The sequence below is a fragment of the Citrobacter sp. RHB35-C21 genome, assembly GCF_013816515.1.
GTDB lineage: Bacteria > Pseudomonadota > Gammaproteobacteria > Enterobacterales > Enterobacteriaceae > Citrobacter > Citrobacter braakii.
Window position 1 is genome coordinate 2,158,192 of sequence record NZ_CP057147.1, and the last position, 25,110, is coordinate 2,183,301.

Annotated in this window: 29 protein-coding genes; 11 read left to right on the plus strand and 18 right to left on the minus strand. The window is 52.3% G+C overall.

Going from position 1 to position 25,110, the window contains the following annotated elements; genetic code table 11:
* Position 1: 1 nt before the first annotated feature.
* The 11 genes from fliP to fliF all read right to left on the minus strand — a co-directional run bounded on the left by fliP (position 2) and on the right by fliF (position 9,523).
* On the minus strand, positions 2-739 hold the full coding sequence (gene fliP, locus HVZ39_RS10415) for a flagellar type III secretion system pore protein FliP (RefSeq protein WP_006684053.1): 738 nt from the start codon (positions 737-739) through the stop codon (positions 2-4).
* Complete coding sequence (gene fliO, locus HVZ39_RS10420) at positions 739-1,116, minus strand: flagellar biosynthetic protein FliO (RefSeq protein WP_141895382.1); 378 nt, start codon at positions 1,114-1,116, stop codon at positions 739-741. Before fliO ends, fliP begins: the two co-directional genes overlap by 1 nt.
* The gene (fliN, locus tag HVZ39_RS10425; RefSeq protein WP_003030433.1) at positions 1,116-1,529 is read right to left on the minus strand and encodes a flagellar motor switch protein FliN; all 414 of its coding nucleotides are present in this window, start codon (positions 1,527-1,529) and stop codon (positions 1,116-1,118) included. Before fliN ends, fliO begins: the two co-directional genes overlap by 1 nt.
* Positions 1,526-2,530 carry a flagellar motor switch protein FliM gene (fliM, locus tag HVZ39_RS10430; RefSeq protein WP_003030434.1) on the minus strand — a complete coding sequence of 335 codons (1,005 nt, stop codon included), beginning with the start codon at positions 2,528-2,530 and terminating at the stop codon, positions 1,526-1,528. Before fliM ends, fliN begins: the two co-directional genes overlap by 4 nt.
* A 4-nt stretch (positions 2,531-2,534) precedes the next feature.
* Positions 2,535-3,002, minus strand: coding sequence for a flagellar basal body-associated protein FliL (gene fliL / locus HVZ39_RS10435; protein ID WP_016153493.1), 468 nt, complete (start codon positions 3,000-3,002; stop codon positions 2,535-2,537).
* A 104-nt stretch (positions 3,003-3,106) separates the two neighbouring features.
* On the minus strand, positions 3,107-4,321 hold the full coding sequence (fliK, locus tag HVZ39_RS10440) for a flagellar hook length control protein FliK (protein ID WP_047502069.1): 1,215 nt from the start codon (positions 4,319-4,321) through the stop codon (positions 3,107-3,109).
* Positions 4,318-4,761, minus strand: coding sequence for a flagellar export protein FliJ (gene fliJ / locus HVZ39_RS10445; protein ID WP_016153491.1), 444 nt, complete (start codon positions 4,759-4,761; stop codon positions 4,318-4,320). The genes fliK and fliJ overlap by 4 nt, the downstream gene beginning before the upstream one ends.
* 21 nt (positions 4,762-4,782) lie before the next feature.
* Positions 4,783-6,153, minus strand: a complete 1,371-nt coding sequence (gene fliI / locus HVZ39_RS10450; RefSeq protein ID WP_016153490.1) for a flagellar protein export ATPase FliI — start codon at positions 6,151-6,153, stop codon at positions 4,783-4,785.
* Positions 6,153-6,860 (minus strand): flagellar assembly protein FliH, encoded by a 708-nt coding sequence (gene fliH, locus HVZ39_RS10455; protein ID WP_094761578.1) that lies wholly within the window; start codon positions 6,858-6,860, stop codon positions 6,153-6,155. The genes fliI and fliH overlap by 1 nt, the downstream gene beginning before the upstream one ends.
* A complete protein-coding gene (gene fliG / locus HVZ39_RS10460; RefSeq protein WP_016153488.1) occupies positions 6,853-7,848 on the minus strand; it encodes a flagellar motor switch protein FliG in 996 nt (331 codons plus the stop codon). The genes fliH and fliG overlap by 8 nt, the downstream gene beginning before the upstream one ends.
* A complete protein-coding gene (gene fliF, locus HVZ39_RS10465) occupies positions 7,841-9,523 on the minus strand; it encodes a flagellar basal-body MS-ring/collar protein FliF (protein ID WP_181633573.1) in 1,683 nt (560 codons plus the stop codon). The genes fliG and fliF overlap by 8 nt, the downstream gene beginning before the upstream one ends.
* A gap of 216 nt (positions 9,524-9,739) precedes the next feature.
* On the opposite strand from fliF, the gene fliE reads away from it, so the two are divergent.
* Positions 9,740-10,054, plus strand: coding sequence for a flagellar hook-basal body complex protein FliE (gene fliE / locus HVZ39_RS10470; protein ID WP_016153486.1), 315 nt, complete (start codon positions 9,740-9,742; stop codon positions 10,052-10,054).
* Positions 10,055-10,099: 45 nt separating this feature from the next.
* Here fliE and yedF read toward each other — a convergent pair whose 3' ends face one another.
* Both yedF and yedE read right to left on the minus strand, forming a co-directional pair.
* Positions 10,100-10,333 (minus strand): sulfurtransferase-like selenium metabolism protein YedF, encoded by a 234-nt coding sequence (gene yedF / locus HVZ39_RS10475; RefSeq protein WP_000790504.1) that lies wholly within the window; start codon positions 10,331-10,333, stop codon positions 10,100-10,102.
* Positions 10,330-11,535, minus strand: a complete 1,206-nt coding sequence (gene yedE, locus HVZ39_RS10480; protein ID WP_047416083.1) for a selenium metabolism membrane protein YedE/FdhT — start codon at positions 11,533-11,535, stop codon at positions 10,330-10,332. The genes yedF and yedE overlap by 4 nt, the downstream gene beginning before the upstream one ends.
* A gap of 185 nt (positions 11,536-11,720) precedes the next feature.
* Between yedE and yedD the strand changes: the two genes are divergently transcribed.
* On the plus strand, positions 11,721-12,134 hold the full coding sequence (gene yedD / locus HVZ39_RS10485) for a lipoprotein YedD (RefSeq protein ID WP_016153484.1): 414 nt from the start codon (positions 11,721-11,723) through the stop codon (positions 12,132-12,134).
* A gap of 40 nt (positions 12,135-12,174) precedes the next feature.
* Here yedD and amyA read toward each other — a convergent pair whose 3' ends face one another.
* The 4 genes from amyA to fliD form a co-directional block, all read right to left on the minus strand.
* Positions 12,175-13,662, minus strand: coding sequence for an alpha-amylase (gene amyA / locus HVZ39_RS10490; RefSeq protein ID WP_016156839.1), 1,488 nt, complete (start codon positions 13,660-13,662; stop codon positions 12,175-12,177).
* Positions 13,663-13,730: 68 nt separating this feature from the next.
* Positions 13,731-14,102, minus strand: a complete 372-nt coding sequence (fliT, locus tag HVZ39_RS10495) for a flagella biosynthesis regulatory protein FliT (RefSeq protein WP_003030458.1) — start codon at positions 14,100-14,102, stop codon at positions 13,731-13,733.
* Positions 14,102-14,509 (minus strand): flagellar export chaperone FliS, encoded by a 408-nt coding sequence (gene fliS, locus HVZ39_RS10500; RefSeq protein WP_103283941.1) that lies wholly within the window; start codon positions 14,507-14,509, stop codon positions 14,102-14,104. The genes fliT and fliS overlap by 1 nt, the downstream gene beginning before the upstream one ends.
* Positions 14,510-14,524: 15 nt before the next feature.
* Positions 14,525-15,925 (minus strand): flagellar filament capping protein FliD, encoded by a 1,401-nt coding sequence (fliD, locus tag HVZ39_RS10505; RefSeq protein WP_153646347.1) that lies wholly within the window; start codon positions 15,923-15,925, stop codon positions 14,525-14,527.
* Positions 15,926-16,180: 255 nt separating this feature from the next.
* Here fliD and HVZ39_RS10510 point away from each other — a divergent pair, with 255 nt between their 5' ends.
* The 9 genes from HVZ39_RS10510 (at position 16,181) to sdiA (ending at position 24,561) form a co-directional block, all read left to right on the plus strand.
* Positions 16,181-17,374, plus strand: coding sequence for a FliC/FljB family flagellin (locus tag HVZ39_RS10510; RefSeq protein WP_103283939.1), 1,194 nt, complete (start codon positions 16,181-16,183; stop codon positions 17,372-17,374).
* Positions 17,375-17,453: 79 nt separating this feature from the next.
* Entirely contained in the window at positions 17,454-18,650 is a 1,197-nt protein-coding gene (gene fliB / locus HVZ39_RS10515; RefSeq protein WP_153646346.1) for a flagellin lysine-N-methylase, read from the plus strand.
* A 195-nt stretch (positions 18,651-18,845) separates the two neighbouring features.
* Positions 18,846-19,565: an RNA polymerase sigma factor FliA gene (gene fliA / locus HVZ39_RS10520; RefSeq protein ID WP_016153479.1), complete on the plus strand. Its 720-nt coding sequence runs from the start codon at positions 18,846-18,848 to the stop codon at positions 19,563-19,565.
* 57 nt (positions 19,566-19,622) lie between these two features.
* On the plus strand, positions 19,623-20,174 hold the full coding sequence (gene fliZ / locus HVZ39_RS10525; RefSeq protein WP_016153478.1) for a flagella biosynthesis regulatory protein FliZ: 552 nt from the start codon (positions 19,623-19,625) through the stop codon (positions 20,172-20,174).
* 100 nt (positions 20,175-20,274) lie between these two features.
* Positions 20,275-21,075 carry a cystine ABC transporter substrate-binding protein gene (gene tcyJ / locus HVZ39_RS10530; protein WP_016156835.1) on the plus strand — a complete coding sequence of 267 codons (801 nt, stop codon included), beginning with the start codon at positions 20,275-20,277 and terminating at the stop codon, positions 21,073-21,075.
* Between the two features lie 106 nt (positions 21,076-21,181).
* Positions 21,182-22,168: a D-cysteine desulfhydrase gene (dcyD, locus tag HVZ39_RS10535; protein WP_047358000.1), complete on the plus strand. Its 987-nt coding sequence runs from the start codon at positions 21,182-21,184 to the stop codon at positions 22,166-22,168.
* Between the two features lie 21 nt (positions 22,169-22,189).
* Positions 22,190-22,858 (plus strand): cystine ABC transporter permease, encoded by a 669-nt coding sequence (gene tcyL, locus HVZ39_RS10540; protein WP_003030474.1) that lies wholly within the window; start codon positions 22,190-22,192, stop codon positions 22,856-22,858.
* Positions 22,855-23,607 (plus strand): L-cystine ABC transporter ATP-binding protein TcyN, encoded by a 753-nt coding sequence (tcyN, locus tag HVZ39_RS10545; protein ID WP_003030477.1) that lies wholly within the window; start codon positions 22,855-22,857, stop codon positions 23,605-23,607. Before tcyL ends, tcyN begins: the two co-directional genes overlap by 4 nt.
* 231 nt (positions 23,608-23,838) lie before the next feature.
* Entirely contained in the window at positions 23,839-24,561 is a 723-nt protein-coding gene (gene sdiA / locus HVZ39_RS10550; protein WP_016156833.1) for a transcriptional regulator SdiA, read from the plus strand.
* Between the two features lie 66 nt (positions 24,562-24,627).
* On the opposite strand, the gene HVZ39_RS10555 is transcribed toward sdiA, so the two are convergent.
* On the minus strand, positions 24,628-24,852 hold the full coding sequence (locus HVZ39_RS10555; RefSeq protein WP_016153474.1) for a DUF2594 family protein: 225 nt from the start codon (positions 24,850-24,852) through the stop codon (positions 24,628-24,630).
* Positions 24,853-25,110 lie beyond the last annotated feature (258 nt).

The window sequence follows — 25,110 nt, forward strand, 5'->3', positions numbered from 1 at the left end:
TCTAACTGTAAAAGCTTTGAGCTAGCGAGCCGACAAGCAACTGCCAACCGTCTACCAACACAAACAGCATCAGCTTGAACGGTAGCGCGATCGTGGCCGGGGGGACCATCATCATCCCGAGCGCCATCAGCACGCTGGCGATGACCAGGTCGATAATCAGAAACGGAATAAAAATGGTAAAGCCTATCTGGAATGCCGTTTTCAGCTCGCTGGTGACATAGGCTGGAAGCAAAATCCGCATCGGTACGGCTTCTGGTCCCTGTAGGGGACCGCTGTTTGCTAAGCGCGCGAAGAGTGCCAGATCGGCTTCACGGGTCTGGCGCAACATAAACTCGCGCAGCGGCTGTGCGCCTTTCTCCATGGCTTCCTGCATAGAGATTTTCTCTTCGCTGAACGGCTGATATGCGTCGACGTAGATTTTGTCGATTACCGGCGACATGATGAAAAAGGTCAAAAATAGCGCCAGGCCCAGTAGCACCTGGTTCGGGGGGGCCGAAGGGGTTCCCAGCGCATTTCGTAACAGACCGAAAACGATGATGATGCGGGTGAAGCTGGTCATCATCAATAAAATGGCGGGCAGGAACGTCAGCGAGGTGATAAACACCAGCGTTTGCACGGGTAAAGACCAGCTTTGTCCGCCGCCAGGCAGCGGCTGGCTAACCAGACCCGGGAGCTGGGCGAGGGCTACTGGGCTGAAAAGCCATAAGCCTGCCAGCGTGATGGATAACAAACGGCGCATCAGGATCTCCCAGGACGCTTAAGCAAACTCTTCATCATGGCCTGGAAATCCGCGGGGGAGGCCGGTTTTTCTTCTGTATCAGCAGGCGCCGGGGGCAGGGTGTGCAGCACGTTAATTTGCGAGGCCGTGACGCCCAGTACCAGGCGCGCATTTTCAACCTCAACAATCACCACGCGCTCACGTGGACCCAGTGAGGTACTTGCCGCAACTTTCAGTCCGCGCGTACCGGCGCTTTTGGGGGCAAACCCCATACGCTTAATCACCCAGGCTGCAGCCAGGATCAATACGATGATCCCAAGCAGCGCGCCGCTTACCTGAACCAGCGGTGAGCCGGGTACGGCGGCTGGCTGAGAAACTGTAGCCTGGGTATTCATGATTAACGGCTCAGACGGCGCATGCGTTCAGATGGGGTAATAATGTCGGTGATACGTACGCCGTATTTGTCTGCGACAACCACCACTTCACCCTGGGCAATCAGGTAACCGTTGATCAGGATATCCAGCGGCTCGCCCGCCAGCCCATCCAACGCGACGACCGAACCCTGCGTCAGACGCAGTAGCTCTTTGATGGTCATGCGGGTTCGGCCCAATTCGACGGTCAGTTTGACCGGAATGTCCATGATCAGGTCGATGTCCTGCAAGGCACCGCTGACGTCGCCGCCACCTAACTGCTGGAATACCGCATCGGCCGCACTTTTGGTGGGCGTGGTTTTTTGCTCGTTTAACGCGTCAGCCCACAGATCGTCCAATGCACCAGTGTTCTCATCGGACGGATTATTCATATCACTCATTTGGGCTGTTCCTCATTCAGCGAATTCAAAATCGGGTTTATCAGATGTTCTACGCGTAACGCATACTGACCGTTCACCGTGCCATACTGGCTGGTCAGTACAGGCACGCCGTCCACATGAGCAATAATGCGGTCGGGTTTTTCAATCGGCAGTACATCGCCGGGTTTCAGTTTTAAAATCTGGGATAGCCGCAGCGGAATGTCAGCAAAGTTTGCCACCAGCTCCAGCTCAGAATGCTGAACCTGACGCACCAGATTATTGCGCCAGTTCTGATCTTCATTACGTGAGTTTTCCAGCGGCGGGTTCACCAGCAGCTCACGCAACGGTTCAATCATGCTGAATGGCAGACAGATGTTAAATTCACCGGTCAGGTTGCCAATTTCAACGTGGAATGGGGTATTGACCACGATGTCGTTAGGAGACGTGGTGATATTGGTAAATTTCACCTGCATCTCGGAACGAACGTATTCCACTTCCAGCGGATTGATGGCCTTCCACGCGTCGCTGTAGCTTTCCAGCGCCAGCTTCAGCATGCGGTTGATAACGCGCTGTTCGGTATGGGTAAATTCACGGCCTTCCACTTTCGTCGGGAAGCGGCCATCACCGCCGAACAGGTTATCGACGGCGATAAATACCAGACTCGGTGAGAACACCACCAGACCCGTACCGCGCAGCGGCTTCAGGTGGATTAAGTTCAGGTTGGTCGGAACCGGTAAGTTGCGCGCAAACTCGTGGTATGGCTGGATACGGATCGCACCCACGGTAATATCCGGGCTACGGCGCAACAGGTTAAATAACCCCATACGGAACTGGCGCGCGAAGCGTTCGTTAATGATCTCCAGCGCCTGTAAACGCTCACGTACCACGCGGCGCTGGGTGTTGGGATCGTAAGGACGAATATCGCTTTCTTTTGCGATACCGGAAATGGGTTCGTCTTTAGTTTCGCTATCGCCATTAAGCAATGCGTCGATTTCAGCCTGAGAAAGAATACTGTCGCCCATGTCTTTACCGCAGAATAAAAGCTGTATAAAGAACGTCGGTGACAACCTGTTTGGGTTGCCCAACAACGAGCGGAGTCGCGAGCGTCTCTTTGATGGCGGCAATGAGCTGTTGCTTACCTTCTTCGGTGGCGAGCGTAGCCGCGTTCTGACGAGAGAACAGCAGCAGCAAGCGGCTGCGCACTTCCGGCAGATATTCGTTAAGACGTGAACGCGTTGCCTCGTCTTTCATGCGCAGCGTGATACCGATATACAGTACACGGTCCGCATCACCCAGATTGACGGTAAAGGTATCCAGCGCAAAGAATACCGGGGCTGGCGGTGGAGCCGGTTCCGCTTTGACGCTGGCGGACGGCTGCTGCTGCATGCGCCAGTAGCTATAACCCGCAGTTGCGCAGGCGGCGAGGGTAATCAATACCAGCAGAGGGATCCAAATAGCGCGTTTACTTTTTTTGTTAATCGCGGAGTCAGTCATCAGATACGGGCTTCCTGTTTCGGTACAGCTTATGGGCTGATTATCCCGTGTCCTGTCCACGACAAAGCGTGGAAAAGACGCGGATAATCATGCTACCTCTGGCGTTAGGCGAAGATGTCTACTGCTCCATCACCGCGTGCTGCAGCTTGCAGTGAGGCTGGCGCTGCCAGTACGGCGTCATCTTCAGCGGCAAAAATGTCTTGTCCCTGAGCGCGACCCGCCTGCTGTTGCTGCCCGGAAGACTGCTGATTACCGGCAAAGCTTTCACTACTGATACTGCTTTGTCCAAGCTGGATACCGCTTTCAGCCAACTGCGTACGCAGCATCGGTAATGCAGCTTCCAGCGCAGCGCGCACGTGACTGTGTGGCGATACCATTTGCAACTGCGCGAGGTTGTCATCCAGCTTGAGGGAAATGTGCACCTGGCCCAGATCCTGTGGATGCAGACGCAGTTCTGCGCTTTGCTGGCCCTGGCGAGTAAACAGGGTGACGTGCTGACTCAGTGATTGCTGCCATTCCTGGCTACCCAATGGCGCGCTTAGCACTGGTGCGGCGGTCGGTAACGGCTGAGCGTGGGACTGTGGGCCACTTAACGGCGCTGTCGTCATGCCAATGCTGGTCGGCGAAGGGGCGCTTTCAATTTCCGCTCTGGTCGTCGCCGCTGCCGTCAACGGGGTTAATGTCGGATTGTTTGTCTGATCTACGCTGCTGGCAGGCGTTGCAATATCCGCTTTGCCTTTTTTGGCATCACCTGGCAGCAATTCGCCAGCATTATCGGCGATAGCGCTGTGTACCGAGCCTCGTGACAACGCCGAAAGCGTCGCATCAACGGGGGCTGGCGCGCTGTCGACGGCCGGCGTGGTCTGCGGTTGTCCTGGCAGCATGGCGAACAACGCGCTCAGGTTGGCGAGATCCTCATCGCTTAGTGCGGTGTTTTTTTCATCCTGCTGAGCGACTTTGCCCAGAGTCGTCAGGGCATTAACTTTCAGTGAGGGCGTGAGGGCAGACAACAGTTGCTGAGCGTCTGTCATGTCGACAAGAGAAGCATCAGTGTGCATCTCTTTTTGCGCCAGTAGTTCGGTCAACTTGAGCGACGGTGCTGAATCGCCATTTTTTTGCAATAACCCTTTTTGCAGTTTGCTACCGGCCGCCTGTAAGTCGGCAAACGACAGCGGGGCGTCTTTACCCTGCGCGTTGTCCGCACCTAATGCACCCGCCAGCAGCGCTAAAAAATCCTCGGGTGAATCAACCGCTTTGCCTGACTGAAGACCTGCGGCTACGTCGGTGTCGGTGGTAATCAGTTGGGGTAAAGTAATCATTCGGGTTTCCTCATAGCTGCACGCTGAGCAAATTCATCCATTTTTTTCTGATCCAGGCGGTTTTCGGCCAGTAACGCCGCCGAGGTTTGTCTGTCCTGCAGAGTCTGCCACGCCTGTAAACGTTGTTTTTTGTCGCGCCAACTGTTCAATGCCTGGTCTACTTTCTGCGTCCACTGATTGAGCTGTTGGCGGTGTTGCTCAATCGCTTTTTCCAGCGTCTGAATAAATTGTTGGTAATTGATCCAGCGATTACTGGTAATACCCTGACCCATGTCACTGTTCAGATTGTTGCGATACTCATGCTGATAATCGATCAGCATTTTCAACTGTTCTTCCGCCTGCTGACAGCCACGACGCATCTCTCCCAATAAGACAGCGGCGTCATCTACCTCTTTTTCAGCCAGGTCTTTCAGTGTGGCTAATGCACCATGTTGTGCCATGACCTATGCTCTCCTGCTTACTCACACACCAGGGAAAATCAGTTCTAACGCGTGCAGAGAATCTTCCCAGTCCGCCCGTTCAAAAATGCCTTGCTGTAAGAATGCTTCCAGTTGTGGCCATAGGGCGATGGCTTTATCCAGCATGGGATCGCTGCCTTTGGCATACGCCCCCACGCTGACCAGATCGCGGTTGCGCTGGAAGCTGGATAGCAGCTGTTTAAAGTTTCGTACCCGCGCATAGTGTTGTTCACTAATGAGCGCGGTCATGGCGCGGCTGATCGAGGCTTCAATATCGATGGCCGGATAGTGACCCGCTTCGGCCAGATGACGGGACAGCACAATGTGGCCGTCCAGAATCGCGCGCGCGGAATCCGCAATGGGGTCCTGCTGGTCGTCACCTTCGGTCAGTACCGTGTAAAACGCGGTAACGGAACCGCCGCCGTGAATACCGTTCCCGGCACGTTCGACCAGTGCTGGTAATTTGGCGAATACTGAGGGGGGATAACCTTTCGTTGCCGGCGGCTCTCCGATCGCCAGGGCTATTTCACGTTGCGCCATCGCGTAGCGGGTGAGGGAATCCATAATCAGCAATACGTGCTGTCCACGATCGCGAAAATCTTCGGCGATACGCGTGGCATAGGCCGCGCCTTGCATACGTAACAGCGGCGAGACATCTGCGGGAGCAGCAATCACCACCGAGCGTGCACGACCGTCGGTACCGAGAATATTTTCAATAAAATCTTTAACTTCGCGACCACGTTCGCCAATCAGACCTACGACGATAACATCGGCCTGGGTATAGCGCGCCATCATGCCGAGCAGAACGCTTTTACCGACACCGGAGCCCGCGAAAAGTCCCATACGCTGACCGCGACCGACGGTTAACAACGCGTTGATGGGACGTACGCCGGTATCCAGGACGTGTTCAATCGCGGTGCGTTGTAGCGGGTTAAACGGCGGCGTAATCAGCGCCCCGGTTTCGGTGGTATCCGGGGCGGGCAGACCGTCGAGCGGTTTGCCGCTACCGTCAAGCACACGACCCAGCAATGCAGGGCCAAGCGGTAATTGCTTCCCGCTTTGCAGACCTTCTCCGGCAATGTTCTTCGCGTACACGCGCGCGCCGGGCAGAACGCCTTCAACCTCTTCGAGGGGCATCAGAAACAGACGCTGACCGTTAAAGCCCACGACTTCACTTTCGACCTCCTGGGTTTCGTTGCCGTCCTGGCGTTCAATAACGCAGGTGGCGCCCAGCGGCAACTGTAATCCCGTGGCCTCCAGCACCAGCCCTGTGGCGCGGGTCAGGCGACCGTAACGGCGCACCGCAGGCAGTAGCGACATTTTCTCTTCGAAGCTGTCCAGCGTGTTGAGCCAGCGAGTCAGGCGAGTGGTCATTACACGACTCCCGGCGCTGCCAGACGGCAGAGTTCTTGCCAGCGCGTGGCGACGCTGGCATCCAGATCGCCTTCATCGGCAGAGACTTTACAGCCGCCGTGATGCAGCGTCGGATCACCGCGCAGCCGCCAGCCGTGCAGGCTGAGGGTCGCACCGAGCATCTCTTCCACACGCTGGAGATCGTCCGGATGTACGCGTAGCTGCGGTTTACCGCTAAACAGCGGTTCTTGCTGTAACAGCTGTTGGATTTGTTTAATCAGCGCAGCGTTATCCACAATAGGCGTCTGGCCAATAACCTGACGCGCAGCTTCCAGCGCCATTTGCATCAGACGCGAGGCAATGACGCTGTCCAGTGCGTCCAGCGTATTCTGAAACTCGCTCACTAGTTGCTGCATGCGGGCATGGATCGGCGCATGCTGAGCGCGCGCCTGGTTCTGGCCTTGCTCCAGCCCCTGACTCAGGCCTTCCTGATAACCTTGTTCGTGGCCTTTTTGTCGACCTTCCGCCAGACCCGCGTTATAGCCTTGCTCATGGGCCTGCAGTTGCAGCTGTGCGAGCTGCTGTTCAAGCTGTTGCTCTGCGGAAAGCTCTGGTTCTGCTGTTTCTTCTGACAGCGGGTTTTCGCTGTGCTCAGCCAGTACGAACTCCGCCATCGGTGGGGCGAGGTCGTCCGGGGTCCAGACTTTCCACGGCAGTTCGTTAGACATAGGTATCCTCGCCGCTGCCTATCACCATCTCGCCGGTTTCCGCCAGACGACGCACAATAAGCAGAATGGCTTTCTGTTCGTTTTCCACCTGCGACAAACGCACCGGACCACGGTTGGCGAGGTCGTCGCGCAGAATATCGGCAGCACGTTGCGACATGTTGCGCAGGAACTTCTCGCGCAGCGGCTGTTCGGCACCTTTCAGGGCAATCAGCAACGATTCGGAATCCACTTCCTGCAGCAGACGCTGGATACTGCGATCGTCGACATCCACCAGGTTCTCGAACAGGAACATCTCGTCGATAATTTTCTGCGCCAGCTCGCCGTCGAATTCGCGTACGGCGGTAATAACCGCTTCTTCCTGCTGGGTTTTCATCAGGTTGATAATTTCTGCCGCCGTTCTCACGCCGCCCATTTTGCTGCGCTTGAGGTTCTGGCCATCGAGCAGGCCGTTGAGAACCTCGGTCAACTCTGCCAGCGCGGCAGGCTGTACGCCGCCAAAGGTGGCGATACGCAGCATCACGTCGTGACGTAAACGCTCGTCGAACAGTGCCAGTATATCGGCAGCCTGGCCCCGCTTGAGGTGCACCAGAATGGTGGCGATAATCTGCGGATGCTCGTCGCGGATAAGGTCGGCGGCGCTTTGCGGCTCCATAAAGTTAAGCGTTTCAATGCCGCTGGTGGTATCGCGGGTTTCCAGAATATCTTCCAGCAGACTGGAGGCACGTTCTTCGCCCAGCGCTTTCACCAGCACGGAACGCAGATATTCGTTGGCGTTGATATTCAGCGCGGCAAACTGTTCGGCTTCTTGTTCAAATTCGGCCAGCACTTCCGTCAACTGCTTGTTGGAAATCTGGCGTACGTTGGCCATCGCCGTACTGAGCGCCTGTACTTCGCGCGTGGAAAGGTGCTTAAACACCTCCGCCGCGCGATCTTCGCCAATGGTCATCAGCAGGATGACGCTTTTATCGGTACCGGTAAGATTACTCATGATCGTTACTCATCCACTGGCGAATGACCAGCGCCACGACGCGCGGATCGTTATCTGACATTTCACGAATACGCTGACTCATGACTTCTGCTCCCAGACGCTGATTAGTACGACGCTGCTGGGTTTGTTCGTCTTTGCTGAGGCGAACTTCTACCGCTTCTTCGGTTTCCTGACGGACACGCGTTTGTTCTTGTACGGCTTTCGCTTCTTCGCTGCGACGGACCAACTGCGGACGAACGGCTTTCCGCCACAGGATCCACGCCACCAACAGAACTAGCAACCAACGACCTGCGGACATTAACTGGTCAATAAAGAACGGCTGTTTCCAGAACGGTAGCTCGCCCATGGAATCGTCGGTCGCCGTGAAGGGAGAGTTCACCACGTTCAGGGTATCGCCACGTTTGTCGGAGAATCCCATCGCTTCGCGGGTCAGATCCTCAATCTGTTTCATCTGCTCGGCGGTTAACGGCAACGGTTTGCCGTCTGGTAACGTTTTGTAGTTGACCACGACAGCCACCGAGAGACGCTGCAGATCGCCAACGTTCATTTTGGTATGGCGAATGGTGCGGTCAACTTCATAGTTGCTGGTTTCATTGCGCTGAGTATTGCGCGGGCCGGCATTATTACTGTTATTCGCCGTCTGTGCGTTTTGCGTATTTTGCGCGTTTTGCTGATTAGCGGGTGGGTTGGCGATTGGCGCAGTATTTGCCGGAGCGGGCTGATTTGACAACGCGCCCGGTACGCCGCCTGGTGCTCCGCTACCGACCTGCTCACTGACGTTCAACTGACGAGAACGCAGCACGGCCTGGGACTCATCACCGTTTGGACGGTACTGTTCTTCGGTTTGCTCTTTGTTGGCAAAATCCAGCTGCGCGGTGACCTGCGCATGTACGTTACCGTTACCGACAATCGGCGACAGAATCGATTCGATACGACGCTGAACGCGGCCTTCGACGTCGCTGGCGTATTTCAGCTGCGCATCGTTAAGATCGCGGCTACTGGTATTCGACTGGGTTAACAGATGCCCCGCCTGGTCGACCAGCGTAACGTTGCCCGGTGGCAAGCCTGCAACAGCGCTGGAAACCAGATGCGTGACCGCACTGATCTGACCTTCATCCAGCGCGCGACCCGGTTCCAGATTGACGGTGACGGAGGCTGAAGGCGCTTTTTGCTCACGCACAAACAGCGACGGTTTCGGCATAGCCAGATGCACGCGGGCGCGTTTTACCGGTCCCAACGTTTCAATCGTACGGGCTAATTCACCTTCCAGCGCGCGCTGGTAGTTGACCTGCTCGCTAAACTGGCTGATACCAAACTTTTCCTGATCCAGCAGTTCAAAACCCACCGCGCCGCCTTTGGGCAGACCTTGTTGCGCCAGACGTAAGCGCAGTTCGTGGACTTTATCGGCAGGAACTTCAATGGCGCCGCTTCCCTCAGTAAAACGGTAGGGAACGTTCATCTGCGTCAGTTGGGTGACGATCGCGCCACCATCCTGATCGGAAAGATTGCTGAACAGCGTGCGGTAGTCAGGTGCTTTGGCCCACAGGACCATCGCCACGATGATCGCGACGGCAGCGGCTCCCGCCACAATCAGAGGAATTCTGGGATTCGCGCGCAGGCGGTTTAACCACTCGAGAGGTTTAAGCTGGGTTGCAGTCGATGCTGTCGCACTCATCTCGCACCTCGTGGCTTATCGTGGACGGCGTTTTTTGCAAAGTGGAACAAGACTCACTCCCGGGTCAGCAAACTCGAAAAATTGACGGTCTCATTATTTGCGGTTTCGAATTTTTCTATGCGTTAAAAACCGTGGTTTTTTATCGTTATTTAACGCCTTTATCTTATTGACTAACTGGTAATCTCAACTACGTAAAAAATTATCCAGGGGATCAGAATGTCGGCAATACAGGGGATTGAAGGAGTCATCAGCCAGCTACAGACCACGGCGATGTCAGCAAAAATGCAGGATATGCAGCCACAACCGACCGTGAGCTTTGCTGGTCAACTGCATGCGGCGTTAGACAGGATCAGCGATGTACAAACCGCGTCCCGTGTGCAGGCTGAGAAATTTACCCTCGGTGAACCGGGTATTGCGCTGAACGATGTGATGACCGATATGCAAAAAGCGTCGGTATCGATGCAGATGGGGATCCAGGTGCGCAACAAACTGGTGTCGGCGTATCAGGAAGTGATGTCGATGCAGGTGTAGCAAGCCGAACATTCTCCCGCTGCGTCGGGCAACGGGAGAATCGCATTACTTCTGAATTAAATAACGAATCGTTGGACCATCCTGCTGAATATCCAGCACCGTATAGCCGTGATTACGCGCATCCAGTGGAATATTGTTGATTGACTGCGGGCAATCGCTCACCACTTCCAGAATCTCACCTTTCTTCAATTGCGGCATCGCTTCCAGTGTGGCGACAGCCGGATACGGACACGGCTCGCCGACCATATCGAGGCGATAATCAGGCACGATATTTTTCATACAGACTCCTTGGCAGGCGTCAGCCCAGCGCGACGGAAGAAGCGTTTTTCCCAGCCGATGATGAGCATCAGCGCGGTAAATAACAGCAGATAGGTTACCAGCAGGCCACCGAGCGGGCCGAAGGTGTTGAGCAGATTCACTTTGTCCCAACTGGTGGCAAGCGCGGGAGCAAAATCATCCCAGTAGTAGGCCAGAATGGTCGAGCCAATAACGTTGCCCAGTCCCACCCACCAGTAATGCACCTGGCCTTCAACGGCGCGGTACATCCAGCCCGTTTCACACCCGCCCGCCAGAACAATGCCGAAGCCGAACAGCAAGCCGCCGATCACCGCATTCGGACCTGCCCACATGATTTTAGGCTCGACGCCCAGTTGTACGTAGCTAAAGATACCGATGGCGCTGACCGCCATCCCGAAGATGATCGCTTTCGCCATATGGGTGCGACCGGAAATCCACAGATCGCGGAAGGCGGAGGTGAAGCAGATTTGCGCCCGTTCAATCAGCAGCCCGAACCCGACGCCAAACAGCATGGCCAAACCAAGTTTGGGCTTATCCATCGCAGTGAGGAGCGCCCAGCCGATCATGGCGATAAACACCAGCATGCCGAGGCGGAAACGGCGACGGGCCTGATCTGGCTTTTGCGTTAACGGAGAAGCGGCGGAGACTTTCTGCATTTTGACCGGAATACGAAACATCGGCAGCAGGGTAAAGCGTGCGCCAAACCATGAGCCAATAGCCGTTGCCAGCGCGAAAAACCAGGCGTGTAGCGAGAACTGTGGAATACCGGTGAAGAATGCGGCCAGGTTACAGCCCATTGCCAGCCGGGCGCCGAATCCGGCAATCATTCCGCCGACTATCGCCTGCATAATGCGCACCCGACTGCGCGGCATGCGTAATTTGACGTTGTTTGCCCACAATGCGGCAGCAAAACAGCCCCCGAACATACCGAGGATCATCATGCCGTCAATGCGGGTCAGGGGTGAGCCTTCGAGATGGATCAGCTTGTAGTATCCCCATTCTTCGGCGTGAACGCCGAACAGTTGCAGGATTTGACCACCCCAGCGAGTGAATTCGCCGGTAACGGCCCAGAAGGTTCCCGTAATGCCGAAATAATAAGTAGAGAGAATACCCGCTGCGATGACCGCAGGGGCGGGGGCCCAAAATTTAATTAACCAGGCCTGTTTGAAGTGTTGCCATGACATGCGTTGTGCCTCTGAACTCAGAAGGTATGTAACAAGAAGTGTGGATACTACACCGATCAGAATTTTTGACTATGAGTAATAAGAGGTAACACCGTCTGGATCAATCTTTCTCGACACTGCCGAAAGGCTGGCGACATCAGGCCTTTAATGCCACAATCCCATTTTCTTCGCATGCAGGATGAATGATGAAAAAATTAGCAATCGTTGCTGTATTTCTGGCGCTTACCGGATGCGCCGAAGTAGAAAATTATAACGACGTGGTGAAAACGCCAGCGCCAGCCGGTCTGGAAGGATACTGGCAGTCAAAAGGTCCGCAACGCAGTCTGGTGAGCCCGGAAGCGATTGCCAGCCTGGTGGTAACAAAAGAGGGCGACACGCTGGATTGTCGCCAGTGGCAGCGAGTGATCGCGCTGCCGGGGAAACTGACGATGATCTCTGGCGATCTCACCAACGTGACGGTGAAACGCGAGCTGTATGAGATTGAGCGTGAAGGCAATACGCTGGAATATGACGGTATGACGCTGCAGCGGGTCGACCGCCCGACGCAGGAATGTGCTGATGCGCTAAAGAAAACGCCGCTGGCCACGCCACTGCCATAAGCTATACGCCCCGGTAGCCAACTGCCACCGGGGTTGAGTTTTATAACACGTCTTCAATCACCCACACGCTGACGCTACCGCCGTTACAATAAAACGTCGCTTCACCGTTCTCATCGGTGACCACGCTTTCTTCGCGATTTCCCAGATAGTCGCGCCAGGTTTTATTCCCGTAATTCGCACCGAGATTGATGGTCTTTTCCCCGTCATCGCCGTTAGACAGAACAACCACACAGCCGGGATCCTCGTCCGTTCCGCTGCGGCTAAAAGCGATACAGTTAGGGTGATCGAAAAAGAGCGTCTGTACCCCGTGTGCGAAGCGCTGGCGCGCGAGGATCAGTTCATCAAGCTGTTCAATGATCGGCATGTCGATAGGATAGGTTTCGCCATCTCCCCCGGTGTCTTCGTAATGCGCCCCGTAGAGGTCAGGATAAAACACTGACGGTACGCCGTTTTCGCGCAACAGGATCAGCGCATAGGCCAGCGGCTTAAACCATGGCTCGACAGGGGCTTCCAGCGCCTGCAAGGGCTGAGTGTCGTGGTTGGCCACCAGCGTGACGGCATGAAACGGGTCGGCTTCCACCAGGGTGTCGGTGAAAATCTGACTCATGTCGTAATCGCGTCCCTGACGAGAGGCTTCGTGGAATTTCATCTGTAAAGGGGCGTCGAATAACATGGTTTTCCCCTCCACCTGATTAATGTAGGTTTGCAGCTTGTCGACTTCATGCGACCAGTATTCCGCGACGATAAACAGTGGCTTGGGGGCGACTTCCTGCACATGCTCAATCCACTCTTTATAAAACCATGCCGGAATATGTTTCACGGCATCTAACCGAAAACCGTCACACTGGGTTTGCTCCATCACCCAGCGCGCCCAGTATTTGATCTCTTCGGTGACCGCGTGATTGCGAAAATCGATGTTTTCGCCCATCAGATAATCAAAATTACCCAACTCATCATCAACCTGATCGTTCCAGCCTTCGCCGGTGTAGTCGTTCACGATTTTAAAAATGCCGTCTTCGGTTGGGTTTTCGATATGGTCAATACCGCTGAAGCATTTAAAGTCCCAAATGAATTGCGAGTACTGGCCCGCGCGGGCAGGGAAGGTGTAGCGCGTCCAGCCTTCGCATTCGACGATCTCATCGTCTATTTGCGTGCGATCCTCGGCGTTAACCCGCTGGACACGAATATTCTCTTTCTCATCTGCGCCCATCTTGTGGTTAACCACCACGTCGAGCAGTACGGCAATATCATTGTGTTTTAGCGCGTCTATCGCCGCCAGCAGCTGGTTTTTATCGCCATATTTGGTAGCGATGGTTCCCTTTTGGTCGAATTCGCCCAGATCAAACAGATCGTAGGAGTCGTAGCCAACGGAATAGCCGCCGGAAGCGCCTTTATAAGCGGGAGGTAACCACACCATATTGATGCCGATGTCATTAAGTCCACCTGCGCGTTCGGCAAGTTCGGGCCAGAGTTGACCGCCCTCGGGGTAATACCAGTGAAAATACTGCAATAACGTGGGATTTTTCATCTTCCGTGCTCCAGAAGTCGTTTGGCCGACCTCTGGAGTATGGAAGATTATTCAGACGAGACGGGAAATTATTGTGGGGCAGTGGGGGCGTCGGGAACTAACAGCATGCCGGAAAGACGGCCATAAGCGTTATTTAGCGTCTTTTGGCGCGTCGACTGACCGATGAGATTGCTGAGTTCATCCAGACGCTGCTGCAACAATGTTTTGAGCAGTTGTTCGTTATCCAGCGTCTGTTTAATGTACCCGGCCACTAAATCCTGAATACTTCGCGTAATGCCTGGTGGAGTTTGCTCTTCCATGACCACTTCAATACTTTGCAGATAGGTAACTTCCTGTTCCAGTAAAAGGTCCCATTCACCGCGCTGCGCCAGTTCCAGCAGTGAGTGACTGAGCAGCGCGATGCGCTGCCAACGGTTGATAAACTCCACGGCTGAGGTCATTAACGAGACTCCTGGGAAGATGCTTTTGGTGAGATCTGTTTCCAGGCATCTGCAATGTTGCCGAGTAACCCTTCGACTTCTTCAATGGCCTGACAATCATTACGCAAGTTAGCTTGCAGTAAACGGCGAATCATATAGTCGTACAGTGAAGACAGATTGGTGGCGATTTCGCCGCCATTCTCTTGATCAAGTCCTGCCTTTAGGCCATTGTCGATAATATTAATGGCTTTACCTAACGCCTCACCTTTGGCGACGATATCACCCTGTTGCATAAACAGGCGAGCGCGCACCAGGGCGCTGTTCGCGCCATCAAACAACATTTCAATCAGCTGATGCGGATTTGCGCTCATTACGCCACTCTCTATGCCGACCTGTGCATAGGCTTTGGTACCGCTCGCGGTATACATGCTTACCTCGTGTTATCAGGATTTATTCATCGCCGTAAATTGCTGGCCCAGATAGTTACTAGTGTTATTCAGCTTGCTCATCATGCTATCCAGTTGGGTAAACTGGGCGGTGTAACGCGCAACCATGTCGTCGATACTGGCACTGACGGACAGGTACTGTTTGGTCAGTTTTTTCAGCGTGGCGTTAATGCTGTCTTGTGCGCTGTCGATAATGCCGTCATCAGCCAGGTAGCTTTTCACTTCAGTGGCAATCTTGGTGGTAATACCGGTATCTTTACCGTCGCCAGCCAGCAGTTCGCGAACAGAGGCGGTGTTTTCGTCCAGTGCTTTTTTCAGTTTGGTATTATCGATGGTCATCTTGCCGGTTGTACCATCTTGCTTTATGCCGATTTCATTCAGGGTTTTAAAGGCTCCTTCGCTACCTGAGTTGGCAAACTGGGCGCGAATACCGGTCTGAATGGTACGCACTACGCTATCACCGACCAGCGCGCCGTTATCTTTGTCCTGACCTTCCGCACCTGCGTCTACGGCTTTATATTTGGTCAGCGAATTAAAGGTATCGATAAGCGAGTTATAGGCATCAACCCAGCCTTTAATCGCTTCAGTGGCTTTGTCATTGCTTTTGGTCACGGTTACTCGGACATCAGTGACTTTTTTGGTCAGCTCCAGCGTAACACCCTGCGGCGCATCGGTGACTTTGTTACTCTGACGTTCAATTGGGATCCCGTTCATAGTGAGCTGTGCGTTTTGCGCTTTAACCAACTCAGTCATTTTTCCGGTGCCGGTCGTGCTGTCGTAAGCCAGCAGATCGTTAAGCTTGCTGTCGCCGTCAACAGAGATGGTCATCTTGCTGTCCATACCTTCGGCTGCGGTCAGCACCAGTTTGAACTCGCCGTCTTTCACCTTCACGATACTGGCGGAGATACCGCTATCGGAATCGTTGATCGCCTTACTGATATCGTCCAGCGTGGTTTTGTCTTGGGAGAGTTTAATCTCCAGCGGCTCTTTACGACCCGGCTGCTCAATTTTAATGGTACGCGTGGCGGAACCATCACCCAGCGCCTCTTTGCTGGAAGCAACCGATGAGGTGCTCAGAGACTGTGCCTGTGCCAGTTGCGTGACGCTGATGGTATAAATACCCGGTGCCGCGCCGGCTTCGGTGGTAACTTTCAGATCTTCGCTACTGCTGGTCACATTACTGCTTCTGAACAGTTCTGGTTTATTTAACGCGGTATTGGCCGTCTGGAATTTTTCCAGCGCACTCTTCAGCGTACCGTAAGCCGTCAGGCGTGCGTTATTATCGCTCTGTTGCTGAGTGATTGGATTTAAACGTTTTTTCTCAGCAATAGTCAGGTTGTTTAGCAATGTGTCCAGTGGTAAGCCTGAGCCTACGCCTAATGATGTAAATGAAGCCATGCCCGATTCCTTGTAATTGCAAACAATTGTTAAGCGGGTTATCGGCAATCTGCGCGCAAAGTTTAATGATAGTTTTGTCAAAATAATGCGCGGAATAGTGGTGCATATAGAGGGTATTTCGCGGGCTAAGAAAAAAAACGACAGAAAGTAAAAATTTTCTAAAGTTCGAAATTAAGGTGCCGATACATGGGTTACGGTGAGAAACCGTGGGCAACAGCCCAATAACATCAAGTTGTAATTGATAAGGAAAAGATCATGGCACAAGTCATCAATACAAACAGCCTGTCGCTGTTGACCCAAAACAACCTGAACAAATCTCAGTCCGCTCTGGGCTCCGCTATCGAGCGTCTGTCCTCTGGTCTGCGTATCAACAGCGCGAAAGACGATGCTGCTGGTCAGGCGATTGCAAACCGTTTCACCGCTAACATCAAGGGTCTGACTCAGGCTTCCCGTAACGCTAACGATGGCATCTCTATCGCGCAGACCACTGAAGGTGCTCTGAACGAAATCAATAACAACCTGCAACGTGTACGTGAACTGACCGTGCAGTCTCAGAACGGCACCAACTCCAGTTCTGACCTGTCGTCCATCCAGGATGAAATCAAACAGCGTCTGGCTGAAATCGACCGCGTATCTGCTCAAACCCAGTTTAACGGTACAAATGTTCTGTCGAAAAACCAAACTCTTTCAATTCAGGTTGGTGCTAATGATAACGAAACCATTGATATCAAACTGAGCGAAGTTACAGCGAGTACATTGAAACTGGCTGGCTTTAACGTCTCTGGTCCAAACGGTACCCCGGGGAATATGGTTGCTGCCGATTATCAGAATGTATGGGGCAAAACAACCGGAGTAAATGATACTGAAGTTGCAGGGGTTACAGCTGCTCAGATTGCAACAGCTACGGGTGTTGATGTTGCGAATATTAATGCGCCAGGTGCAAAAGCTGTTGTAGATAAAAATGGTAACTTGTTTGCTGAAATTTCGTTCAAAAACTCATTAACCAAAGCTGATGTAGACGCTGCTGCGAAGAATGGATTGACGCTTGAAGAAGGTAAAGCACAGACAGTATATATTGCATTGAATCCAGCTGATGCAACCATAGCTACTGGTAAAGCAACATTTACCCTTGATGGTGCAAACCTTGATGCTAAAACTATGAAAAATGGCAGCACGGCAAACCCACTTGATGCTATTGATAAGGCACTGGCTGAGGTTGACAAACAGCGTAGCTCACTGGGTGCGGTACAGAACCGTTTTGAATCTGCGATCACCAACCTGGGTAATACAGTCAATAACCTTTCTGCTGCTCGTAGCCGTATTGAGGACTCTGATTACGCGACTGAAGTGTCTAACATGTCTCGTGCACAGATCCTTCAGCAGGCGGGTACCTCCGTGCTGGCCCAAGCTAACCAGACCACGCAAAACGTGCTCTCTTTACTGCGTTAATCTGACGATAGTTTTACAAATCAGTCAGTACAATCAAGGTGGCGAAAGTCACCTTGATTTTTTTACCGGAGCAAACGTAATGAAAGAAATTTTAATTACTGAACCTGCCTTTGTCGCGGCGTTCAATTGTGTGGGTAGCGATTGTCGTGACCATTGCTGTAAAGAGTGGGAAATCGCAGTTGATAAGCCAACGGTAAAAAAATATCTGGCGAATAAGGATATGTTAATCCAGACCATTGCGAAAGACAGCATCCAGCTGGTTAAAAAGGACTCGCTCAACTGGGGGAAAATTATATTCTCACCTGAATCCGGCAACTGTCCATATTTTGGTGATGATAAATTGTGCATGGTACATAAGCGGTTGGGGGGGCAAGCACTGAGTAAAACCTGCGCTATTTATCCCCGTTCTTATCGTAGCTATAAAAATGATATACACCAGTCACTGAATATTTCATGCCCGGAAGTAGTCAGGTTATTGCTTAGCGAACCTGATGCGATGAAATTTAAAGAGCGACTTGTGTTGCAACAAAAGTCCAATACCGCGAAACCGCTTTCGGTGGTGCACAAGGTACTGAGTTTGTTTTGTCTGGACCTAATTGAATGGGCTGATATTGAGGTTGAACCCGCGCTTTTTGCCGTGGTGAAGTTCCTGCTGTTCCTGGAAAAAATTGAAACGGTTGATGAATCAACGATTGGGCAGATTGAATCCGTTCATGCGCAACTGGTACAACAACTGCAAAACGGCGAGGTGATGGGTGATATTACTGGCGACTATCGAATTAAATGCTCAATGACCGTACTGATGCAAAATTATTTCCGCACGAAGCGCCTATCTCGTGGGGGAAAAGTAATAACGCAGTATATTGATTCTCTGCTGCGGGTGCTGGCAGTGGACAATACGCTGATGCTCGAAGAAAAAATAGCCGATATAGAACAAGTGTGGAGAAATATTGTTCTGCCCGAAATAGGAAAATCACCGTTTGCACTTAAAAACTATATACTTTACAAATTCTGGGGAAATGCTTTTCCTGATATGACCTTGGGAACACCGCTGCGTGGCCTGTATATGATTGTGGCTGAATATTATTTTATTAAACTACTGATGGCGGCCCATGCAAAAGAAACGGGAACAGCGAATCTGGATGATCTGATTAATGTCATTTACAGTTTCCACTCTTCAAGCCAACATAACAAGTCGGTGACAGAGGACTTTTATCGCTACATTGAGAATGTGAGAATGGGAGATGATTTGTCTCTGGTCTCTTTGCTGGTATAGCATATTATCGTGAGGTATCTCACAGATGCTTCACGATTTAATTTTTTGATTTTAAAGGTTTTTTGTTTTCTTTCTTCTGTTTGTAGCATTACAAAAGTCAAATAACCCTTCTTTTATAGCCTTATTCCTCCGATAGAACCCCCTGCAGAAACGGATAATCATGCCGATAACTCATTTAACGCAGGGCTGTTTATCGTGAATTCACTGTATACCGCTGAAGGTGTAATGGATAAACACTCGCTGTGGCAGCGTTATGTACCGTTGGTGCGTCACGAAGCATTGCGCCTTCAGGTGCGTTTGCCGGCGAGCGTAGAACTGGATGACCTGCTACAAGCGGGCGGCATCGGGTTATTGAATGCAGTCGACCGATATGACGCTTTGCAAGGAACGGCATTTACCACTTACGCAGTGCAGCGTATTCGTGGAGCGATGCTGGACGAACTACGTAGCCGGGATTGGGTGCCGCGTAGCGTTCGGCGCAATGCTCGCGAAGTGGCACAGGCGATGGGGCAACTGGAGCAGGAATTAGGGCGTAACGCGACGGAAACCGAAGTGGCGGAGCGTCTGGCTATTCCTGTGCAAGAGTATCGTCAGATGTTGCTTGATACCAATAATAGCCAACTCTTCTCCTACGACGAGTGGCGGGAAGAGCATGGCGATAGTATTGAGCTGGTGACGGAAGAACATCAGCAGGAAAACCCGTTACAGCAGCTACTTGAGGGTAACCTCCGCCAGCGCGTGATGGACGCGATCGAAGCGTTGCCGGAACGCGAAAAGCTGGTGTTAACGCTGTACTACCAGGAAGAGCTGAATCTGAAAGAGATTGGCGCGGTACTGGAAGTGGGGGAGTCACGGGTAAGCCAGTTGCACAGTCAGGCCATCAAACGTCTACGCACCAAGCTGGGTAAGCTATAGGGGTACATCATTACCCCTGAACAATGCCGCATTACGAATTGACTACCAGGAGTTCTCATGACGGTGCAGCAATCAAAAAGACGGCCCCTAAGCCGCTACCTCAAAGATTTCAAACACAGCCAGACGCATTGCGCCCATTGCTTTAAGTTGCTCGACAGGATCACGCTGGTTCGCCGCGGGCAAATTGTGAATAAAATCGCCATCGCCCGACTGGACACGTTGCTGAATGAAGCAGAGTGGGAACAGGAGAAAAAAGAGTGGGTGGCGCTGTGTCGTTTTTGTGGTGATTTGCACTGCAAAGAGCAGAGCGACTTTTTTGACATTATCGGCTTCAAGCAATTTTTATTCGAGCAGACCGAAATGAGTCACGGCACGGTACGCGAATACGTTGTGCGCCTGCGTCGCCTCGGGAATCATCTGACCGAACAAAATATCTCTCACGATCTGCTGCAGGAAGGGTTTCTCGACGAAAACCTTGCCCCGTGGCTACCGGAAACCAGCACCAACAATTACCGCATCGCCTTGCGTAAGTATGAGCAGTTTAAAGCCCATACGCATATGGGACATATGCAGAAATCCTCCTGGACAGCCAGTTCTGATATATATTAAAAACGAATAAGGTGTAACAGAGTCGTGTTTGTGGATCACGGCAAACGCTTTACACTGTAGTCATAAATGATAGTCACTAATGACAATATTCGGGGTAACTATGAAATTAGCACTTCTGGGACGTCAGGCTCTGATGGGTGTAATGGCTGTTGCACTTGTCGCCGGAATGAGTGTGAAGACTTATGCAGATGAAGGTCTGTTAAATAAAGTTAAAGAGCGCGGCACACTGCTGGTGGGCCTGGAAGGGACCTATCCCCCGTTTAGTTTTCAGGGCGATGACGGCAAGCTGACCGGTTTCGAAGTGGAGTTTGCCGAGGAACTGGCCAAGCATCTTGGGGTGAAAGCCACGCTGAAGCCGACCAAATGGGACGGTATGCTGGCTTCTCTTGATTCCAAACGCATTGACGTGGTCATCAACCAGGTGACTATCTCTGATGATCGTAAGAAAAAATACGATTTCTCTACCCCGTATACGGTCTCTGGTATCCAGGCGCTGGTGAAGAAAGGCAATGAAGGCGTTATTAAGACTGCTGCCGATCTGAAAGGTAAAAAAGTCGGCGTGGGTCTGGGAACCAACTATGAAGAGTGGCTGCGCCAGAACGTGCAGGGCGTGGATATTCGTACCTATGATGATGACCCGACCAAATATCAGGATCTGCGCGTAGGTCGTATCGACGCCATCCTGGTTGACCGTCTGGCCGCGCTGGATCTGGTGAAAAAAACCAAGGATACGCTGGCCGTTACCGGTGAAGCATTCTCCCGCCAGGAGTCCGGCGTGGCGCTGCGTAAAGGCAATGAAGATCTGCTGAAAGCGGTGGATGCAGCCATTGCTGAAATGCAGAAAGACGGTTCGCTGAAAGCCCTGTCTGAAAAATGGTTTGGAGCAGATGTGACGAAATAATCGTCATCTGATGAAAAAAGGCGCCTTTAACAGCGCCTTTTTTTATTTCATTGCGCCTGAACGTGCATAATAAAAGAACATCACAACAACGAATACCGGAGGCTGTATGCCGCTGCATAATTTAACGCGCTTTCCACGTCTGGAATTTATTGGCGCGCCAACGCCACTCGAATATCTTCCGCGCCTCTCAGATTACCTCGGGCGCGATATTTTCATTAAACGCGATGACGTCACGCCGATGGCTATGGGCGGCAATAAGCTGCGTAAGCTGGAGTTTCTGGCCGCAGACGCGCTGCGTGAAGGCGCGGATACGCTGATAACCGCGGGTGCTATTCAGTCTAACCATGTTCGCCAGACGGCGGCGGTCGCCGCTAAGCTAGGCCTGCACTGCGTGGCGCTGTTGGAAAATCCGATAGGCACCACTGCCGAAAACTATCTCACCAATGGCAACCGTCTGCTGTTGGACCTGTTTAATACGCAAATTGAAATGTGCGATGCGCTGACCGACCCGAATGCACAGCTGCAGGATCTGGCGACGCGGATTGAAGCGCAAGGGTTCCGCCCGTATGTGATCCCGGTTGGGGGGTCCAATGCACTGGGTGCGCTGGGCTATGTGGAAAGCGCGCTGGAAATTGCCCAACAGTGTGAAGGGGCCGTTTCGCTCTCTTCCGTAGTGGTGGCCTCGGGCAGTGCGGGAACGCATGCCGGACTGGCCGTGGGCCTGGAGCAATTGATGCCAGACGTCGAACTCATCGGTGTGACCGTCTCACGCAGCGTGGCGGATCAAAAGCCCAAAGTTGTTGCACTGCAGCAGGATATTGCCCGGGAGCTGGAACTGACGGCCTCAGCGGAAATCCTGTTATGGGACGATTATTATGCGCCGGGCTACGGTACGCCAAACGAAGAGGGCATGGAGGCGGTAAAACTGCTGGCGCGTCTGGAAGGCATTTTGTTGGATCCGGTGTATACCGGCAAGGCGATGGCGGGTCTGATTGATGGCATCAGCCAGAAACGCTTCAAGGATGAAGGGCCAATTCTCTTTATTCATACTGGTGGGGCACCTGCGCTGTTTGCCTACCATCCTCACGTGTAACGACCAGGTAGAAAAACGCTAATGCATGAAAGTATCCAACTGGTGATTGATTCTCTGCCGTATCTGCTCAAGGGCGCAGTGTTTACGCTGCAACTGAGTATCGGTGGGATGTTCTTTGGCCTCGTGCTGGGGTTTATCCTGGCGCTGATGCGTCTGTCGCCGCTGCTGCCTGTGCGCTGGCTGGCGCGCTTTTATATCTCTATCTTTCGCGGAACGCCGTTGATTGCCCAGCTGTTCATGATCTATTACGGTCTGCCGCAGTTTGGTATTGAGCTTGATCCTATTCCGGCGGCGATGATTGGCTTATCGCTTAATACGGCGGCCTACGCTGCGGAAACGCTGCGTGCGGCAATCTCCTCCATCGACAAAGGGCAGTGGGAAGCGGGTGCCAGTATAGGTATGACGCGGTGGCAAACCATGCGCCGGGCAATCCTGCCGCAGGCTGCGCGGGTTGCGCTCCCACCGCTGAGTAACAGCTTTATCAGCCTGGTGAAGGACACCTCTCTGGCCGCGACTATTCAGGTACCGGAACTGTTCCGTCAGGCGCAGTTGATTACCTCGCGTACGCTGGAGGTATTCACGATGTATCTGGCAGCCTCGTTGATTTATTGGGTGATGGCGACGGTGCTTTCTGCACTGCAAAACTATTTTGAAGAGCAACTGAATCGCCAGGAGAGAGAGCCGAAATGAGTGCTATCGAAGTCAGAAACCTGGTCAAAAAATTCCATGGGCAAACGGTGCTGCATGGGATCGATCTTGACGTCAAACCCGGTGAAGTTGTGGCGATTATCGGGCCGAGCGGCTCGGGCAAAACTACGCTGCTGCGCAGTATTAATTTGCTGGAGCAACCCGAGGCGGGCACCATTAAGGTGGGTGAGATTACCATTGATACCGCGCGTTCGTTAACTCAGCAGAAAGGTCTGATTCGTCAGTTGCGCCAGCACGTGGGCTTTGTGTTCCAGAACTTTAATTTGTTCCCGCATCGCACGGTGCTGGAAAACATTATTGAAGGTCCGGTGATTGTTAAAGGCGAACCGAAAGCCGAAGCGACAGCCCGAGCGCGCGAACTGCTGGCGAAAGTCGGGTTAGCTGGTAAAGAAACCAGCTATCCGCGGCGTTTGTCCGGCGGGCAGCAGCAGCGCGTGGCTATTGCCCGGGCGTTGGCGATGCGACCTGAGGTTATTCTTTTTGATGAACCGACCTCCGCGCTTGATCCTGAACTGGTTGGTGAGGTACTTAATACCATCCGCCAACTGGCGCAGGAAAAACGCACCATGGTGATTGTGACGCATGAAATGAGCTTTGCGCGCGACGTTGCCGATCGGGCGATATTTATGGATCAAGGACGGATAGTGGAGCAGGGGCCAGCTAAATCCTTATTCACGCATCCGCAGCAACCGCGAACCCGTCAGTTTCTTGAAAAGTTTCTGATGCAATAAATAGTGCATGCAGCACTCGTCGAAATTGTTTTTTGACGAGTGCTGTTCGCATAACTATTTATAATTATTGCTTTATTATTAACTCCCAATACTTTTACTTCCTGCCGTCGTTGAGTAATGCTCAAGTAATTGTTCATTTGTCCGATAATTTGCATATATAAAATACATTTATGTGTTAGCTTGTTTCATATGTTTGGATGATTATCAATCTCAGGGGTATTACCACTTAGTATGCAGGGTCATGATTTCTTCACCTGGCGACGGAGTATGCTGTTACGCTTTCAGGAAATGGCGACGGCAGAGGATGTCTATAATGAATTACAACAACAGACGCAGCATTTAGAGTTCGATTTTTACGCGCTCTGTGTTCGTCATCCCGTACCTTTTACCCGACCAAAAACGTCGCTTCACACGACCTATCCCAAAGCATGGGTGGCGCATTATCAGTCCGAGAATTATTTCGCTATTGATCCGGTGCTGAAGCCTGAAAACTTCAGTCAGGGGCATTTACCCTGGAACGATACCTTATTTCGCGATGCACAGCCCCTGTGGGATGCCGCGCGCAATCACGGTTTACGTAAAGGGATGACGCAATGCTTAATGTTGCCTAATCGGGCGTTGGGTTTTTTATCGGTATCGCGTGCGAGTGTCCGTAATAGTCGCTTTGCAAACGATGAGGTAGAGCTCAGGATGCAACTGCTGGTGCGGGAAAGCTTGTCGGTACTGACGCGGCTGCAAGATGACATGGTCATGGCGCCAGAGATGCGCTTTAGCAAGCGGGAAAAAGAGATATTGAAATGGACGGCAGAGGGGAAAACCTCTTCAGAGATAGCGATAATTCTGTCGATTTCTGAAAATACCGTTAACTTTCACCAGAAAAATATGCAAAAGAAATTTAATGCACCCAACAAAACGCAGATCGCCTGTTATGCCGCGGCAACCGGGCTGATCTGAGTAAATTATCGTTCTGAGTGTCAGACGCAAACCCGGCTGAGAGCATCGCTGTCAGCCGGGTTCTTATTACTGGCGGTAGGCCTGTTTAATTTGCTTAACAGTGCTGGAAAATACCGCAGCCTGTGATTGATCTTCAATCAGCGCGATCTGTTTTTCCATTTTAAGAATCACGCGCCCTGCATCGGCTTGGCCCATTGCCTGCAGCATCAGCGTTAACATAGCTTTCAGGCAGGTGACTTCGTTGGCCAGTTCCTGGTTATTCTCAGCAGTGGAAAAGTCAGGCGTACTCATTTATTTTCCTCGTTATGTTTCAATGAAAAAGTGCGATGTCAAATCTTAAGGCGCCGGAGTATACCATAAGCGAGGCTAAAAATATCAGCGGTTGTTTTCTGCGCAAACATAAGCCGCGGACATTAAAATAAACAACATGTTGCACTGCATATATTTTCTCCATCTGTTGTTTATTTCGAGTATTTTACTCGTTAATTATTGTTACAACTTTAGCTGCCTATTTTGCATTCAACGGACGAATATGAATTTTTTGTCACT

Excerpts from the sequence above, each read along its gene's own strand:
- fliP (WP_006684053.1), bottom strand. The coding sequence starts at position 739 with ATGCGCCGTTTGTTATCCATCACGCTGGCAGGCTTATGGCTTTTCAGC.
- fliN (WP_003030433.1), bottom strand. The coding sequence starts at position 1,529 with ATGAGTGATATGAATAATCCGTCCGATGAGAACACTGGTGCATTGGAC.
- fliM (WP_003030434.1), bottom strand. The coding sequence starts at position 2,530 with ATGGGCGACAGTATTCTTTCTCAGGCTGAAATCGACGCATTGCTTAAT.
- fliL (WP_016153493.1), bottom strand. The coding sequence starts at position 3,002 with ATGACTGACTCCGCGATTAACAAAAAAAGTAAACGCGCTATTTGGATC.
- fliK (WP_047502069.1), bottom strand. The coding sequence starts at position 4,321 with ATGATTACTTTACCCCAACTGATTACCACCGACACCGACGTAGCCGCA.
- fliJ (WP_016153491.1), bottom strand. The coding sequence starts at position 4,761 with ATGGCACAACATGGTGCATTAGCCACACTGAAAGACCTGGCTGAAAAA.
- fliI (WP_016153490.1), bottom strand. The coding sequence starts at position 6,153 with ATGACCACTCGCCTGACTCGCTGGCTCAACACGCTGGACAGCTTCGAA.
- fliH (WP_094761578.1), bottom strand. The coding sequence starts at position 6,860 with ATGTCTAACGAACTGCCGTGGAAAGTCTGGACCCCGGACGACCTCGCC.
- fliG (WP_016153488.1), bottom strand. The coding sequence starts at position 7,848 with ATGAGTAATCTTACCGGTACCGATAAAAGCGTCATCCTGCTGATGACC.
- fliF (WP_181633573.1), bottom strand. The coding sequence starts at position 9,523 with ATGAGTGCGACAGCATCGACTGCAACCCAGCTTAAACCTCTCGAGTGG.
- fliE (WP_016153486.1), top strand. The coding sequence starts at position 9,740 with ATGTCGGCAATACAGGGGATTGAAGGAGTCATCAGCCAGCTACAGACC.
- yedF (WP_000790504.1), bottom strand. The coding sequence starts at position 10,333 with ATGAAAAATATCGTGCCTGATTATCGCCTCGATATGGTCGGCGAGCCG.
- yedE (WP_047416083.1), bottom strand. The coding sequence starts at position 11,535 with ATGTCATGGCAACACTTCAAACAGGCCTGGTTAATTAAATTTTGGGCC.
- yedD (WP_016153484.1), top strand. The coding sequence starts at position 11,721 with ATGAAAAAATTAGCAATCGTTGCTGTATTTCTGGCGCTTACCGGATGC.
- amyA (WP_016156839.1), bottom strand. The coding sequence starts at position 13,662 with ATGAAAAATCCCACGTTATTGCAGTATTTTCACTGGTATTACCCCGAG.
- fliT (WP_003030458.1), bottom strand. The coding sequence starts at position 14,102 with ATGACCTCAGCCGTGGAGTTTATCAACCGTTGGCAGCGCATCGCGCTG.
- fliS (WP_103283941.1), bottom strand. The coding sequence starts at position 14,509 with ATGTATACCGCGAGCGGTACCAAAGCCTATGCACAGGTCGGCATAGAG.
- fliD (WP_153646347.1), bottom strand. The coding sequence starts at position 15,925 with ATGGCTTCATTTACATCATTAGGCGTAGGCTCAGGCTTACCACTGGAC.
- HVZ39_RS10510 (WP_103283939.1), top strand. The coding sequence starts at position 16,181 with ATGGCACAAGTCATCAATACAAACAGCCTGTCGCTGTTGACCCAAAAC.
- fliB (WP_153646346.1), top strand. The coding sequence starts at position 17,454 with ATGAAAGAAATTTTAATTACTGAACCTGCCTTTGTCGCGGCGTTCAAT.
- fliZ (WP_016153478.1), top strand. The coding sequence starts at position 19,623 with ATGACGGTGCAGCAATCAAAAAGACGGCCCCTAAGCCGCTACCTCAAA.
- tcyJ (WP_016156835.1), top strand. The coding sequence starts at position 20,275 with ATGAAATTAGCACTTCTGGGACGTCAGGCTCTGATGGGTGTAATGGCT.
- dcyD (WP_047358000.1), top strand. The coding sequence starts at position 21,182 with ATGCCGCTGCATAATTTAACGCGCTTTCCACGTCTGGAATTTATTGGC.
- tcyL (WP_003030474.1), top strand. The coding sequence starts at position 22,190 with ATGCATGAAAGTATCCAACTGGTGATTGATTCTCTGCCGTATCTGCTC.
- tcyN (WP_003030477.1), top strand. The coding sequence starts at position 22,855 with ATGAGTGCTATCGAAGTCAGAAACCTGGTCAAAAAATTCCATGGGCAA.
- sdiA (WP_016156833.1), top strand. The coding sequence starts at position 23,839 with ATGCAGGGTCATGATTTCTTCACCTGGCGACGGAGTATGCTGTTACGC.
- HVZ39_RS10555 (WP_016153474.1), bottom strand. The coding sequence starts at position 24,852 with ATGAGTACGCCTGACTTTTCCACTGCTGAGAATAACCAGGAACTGGCC.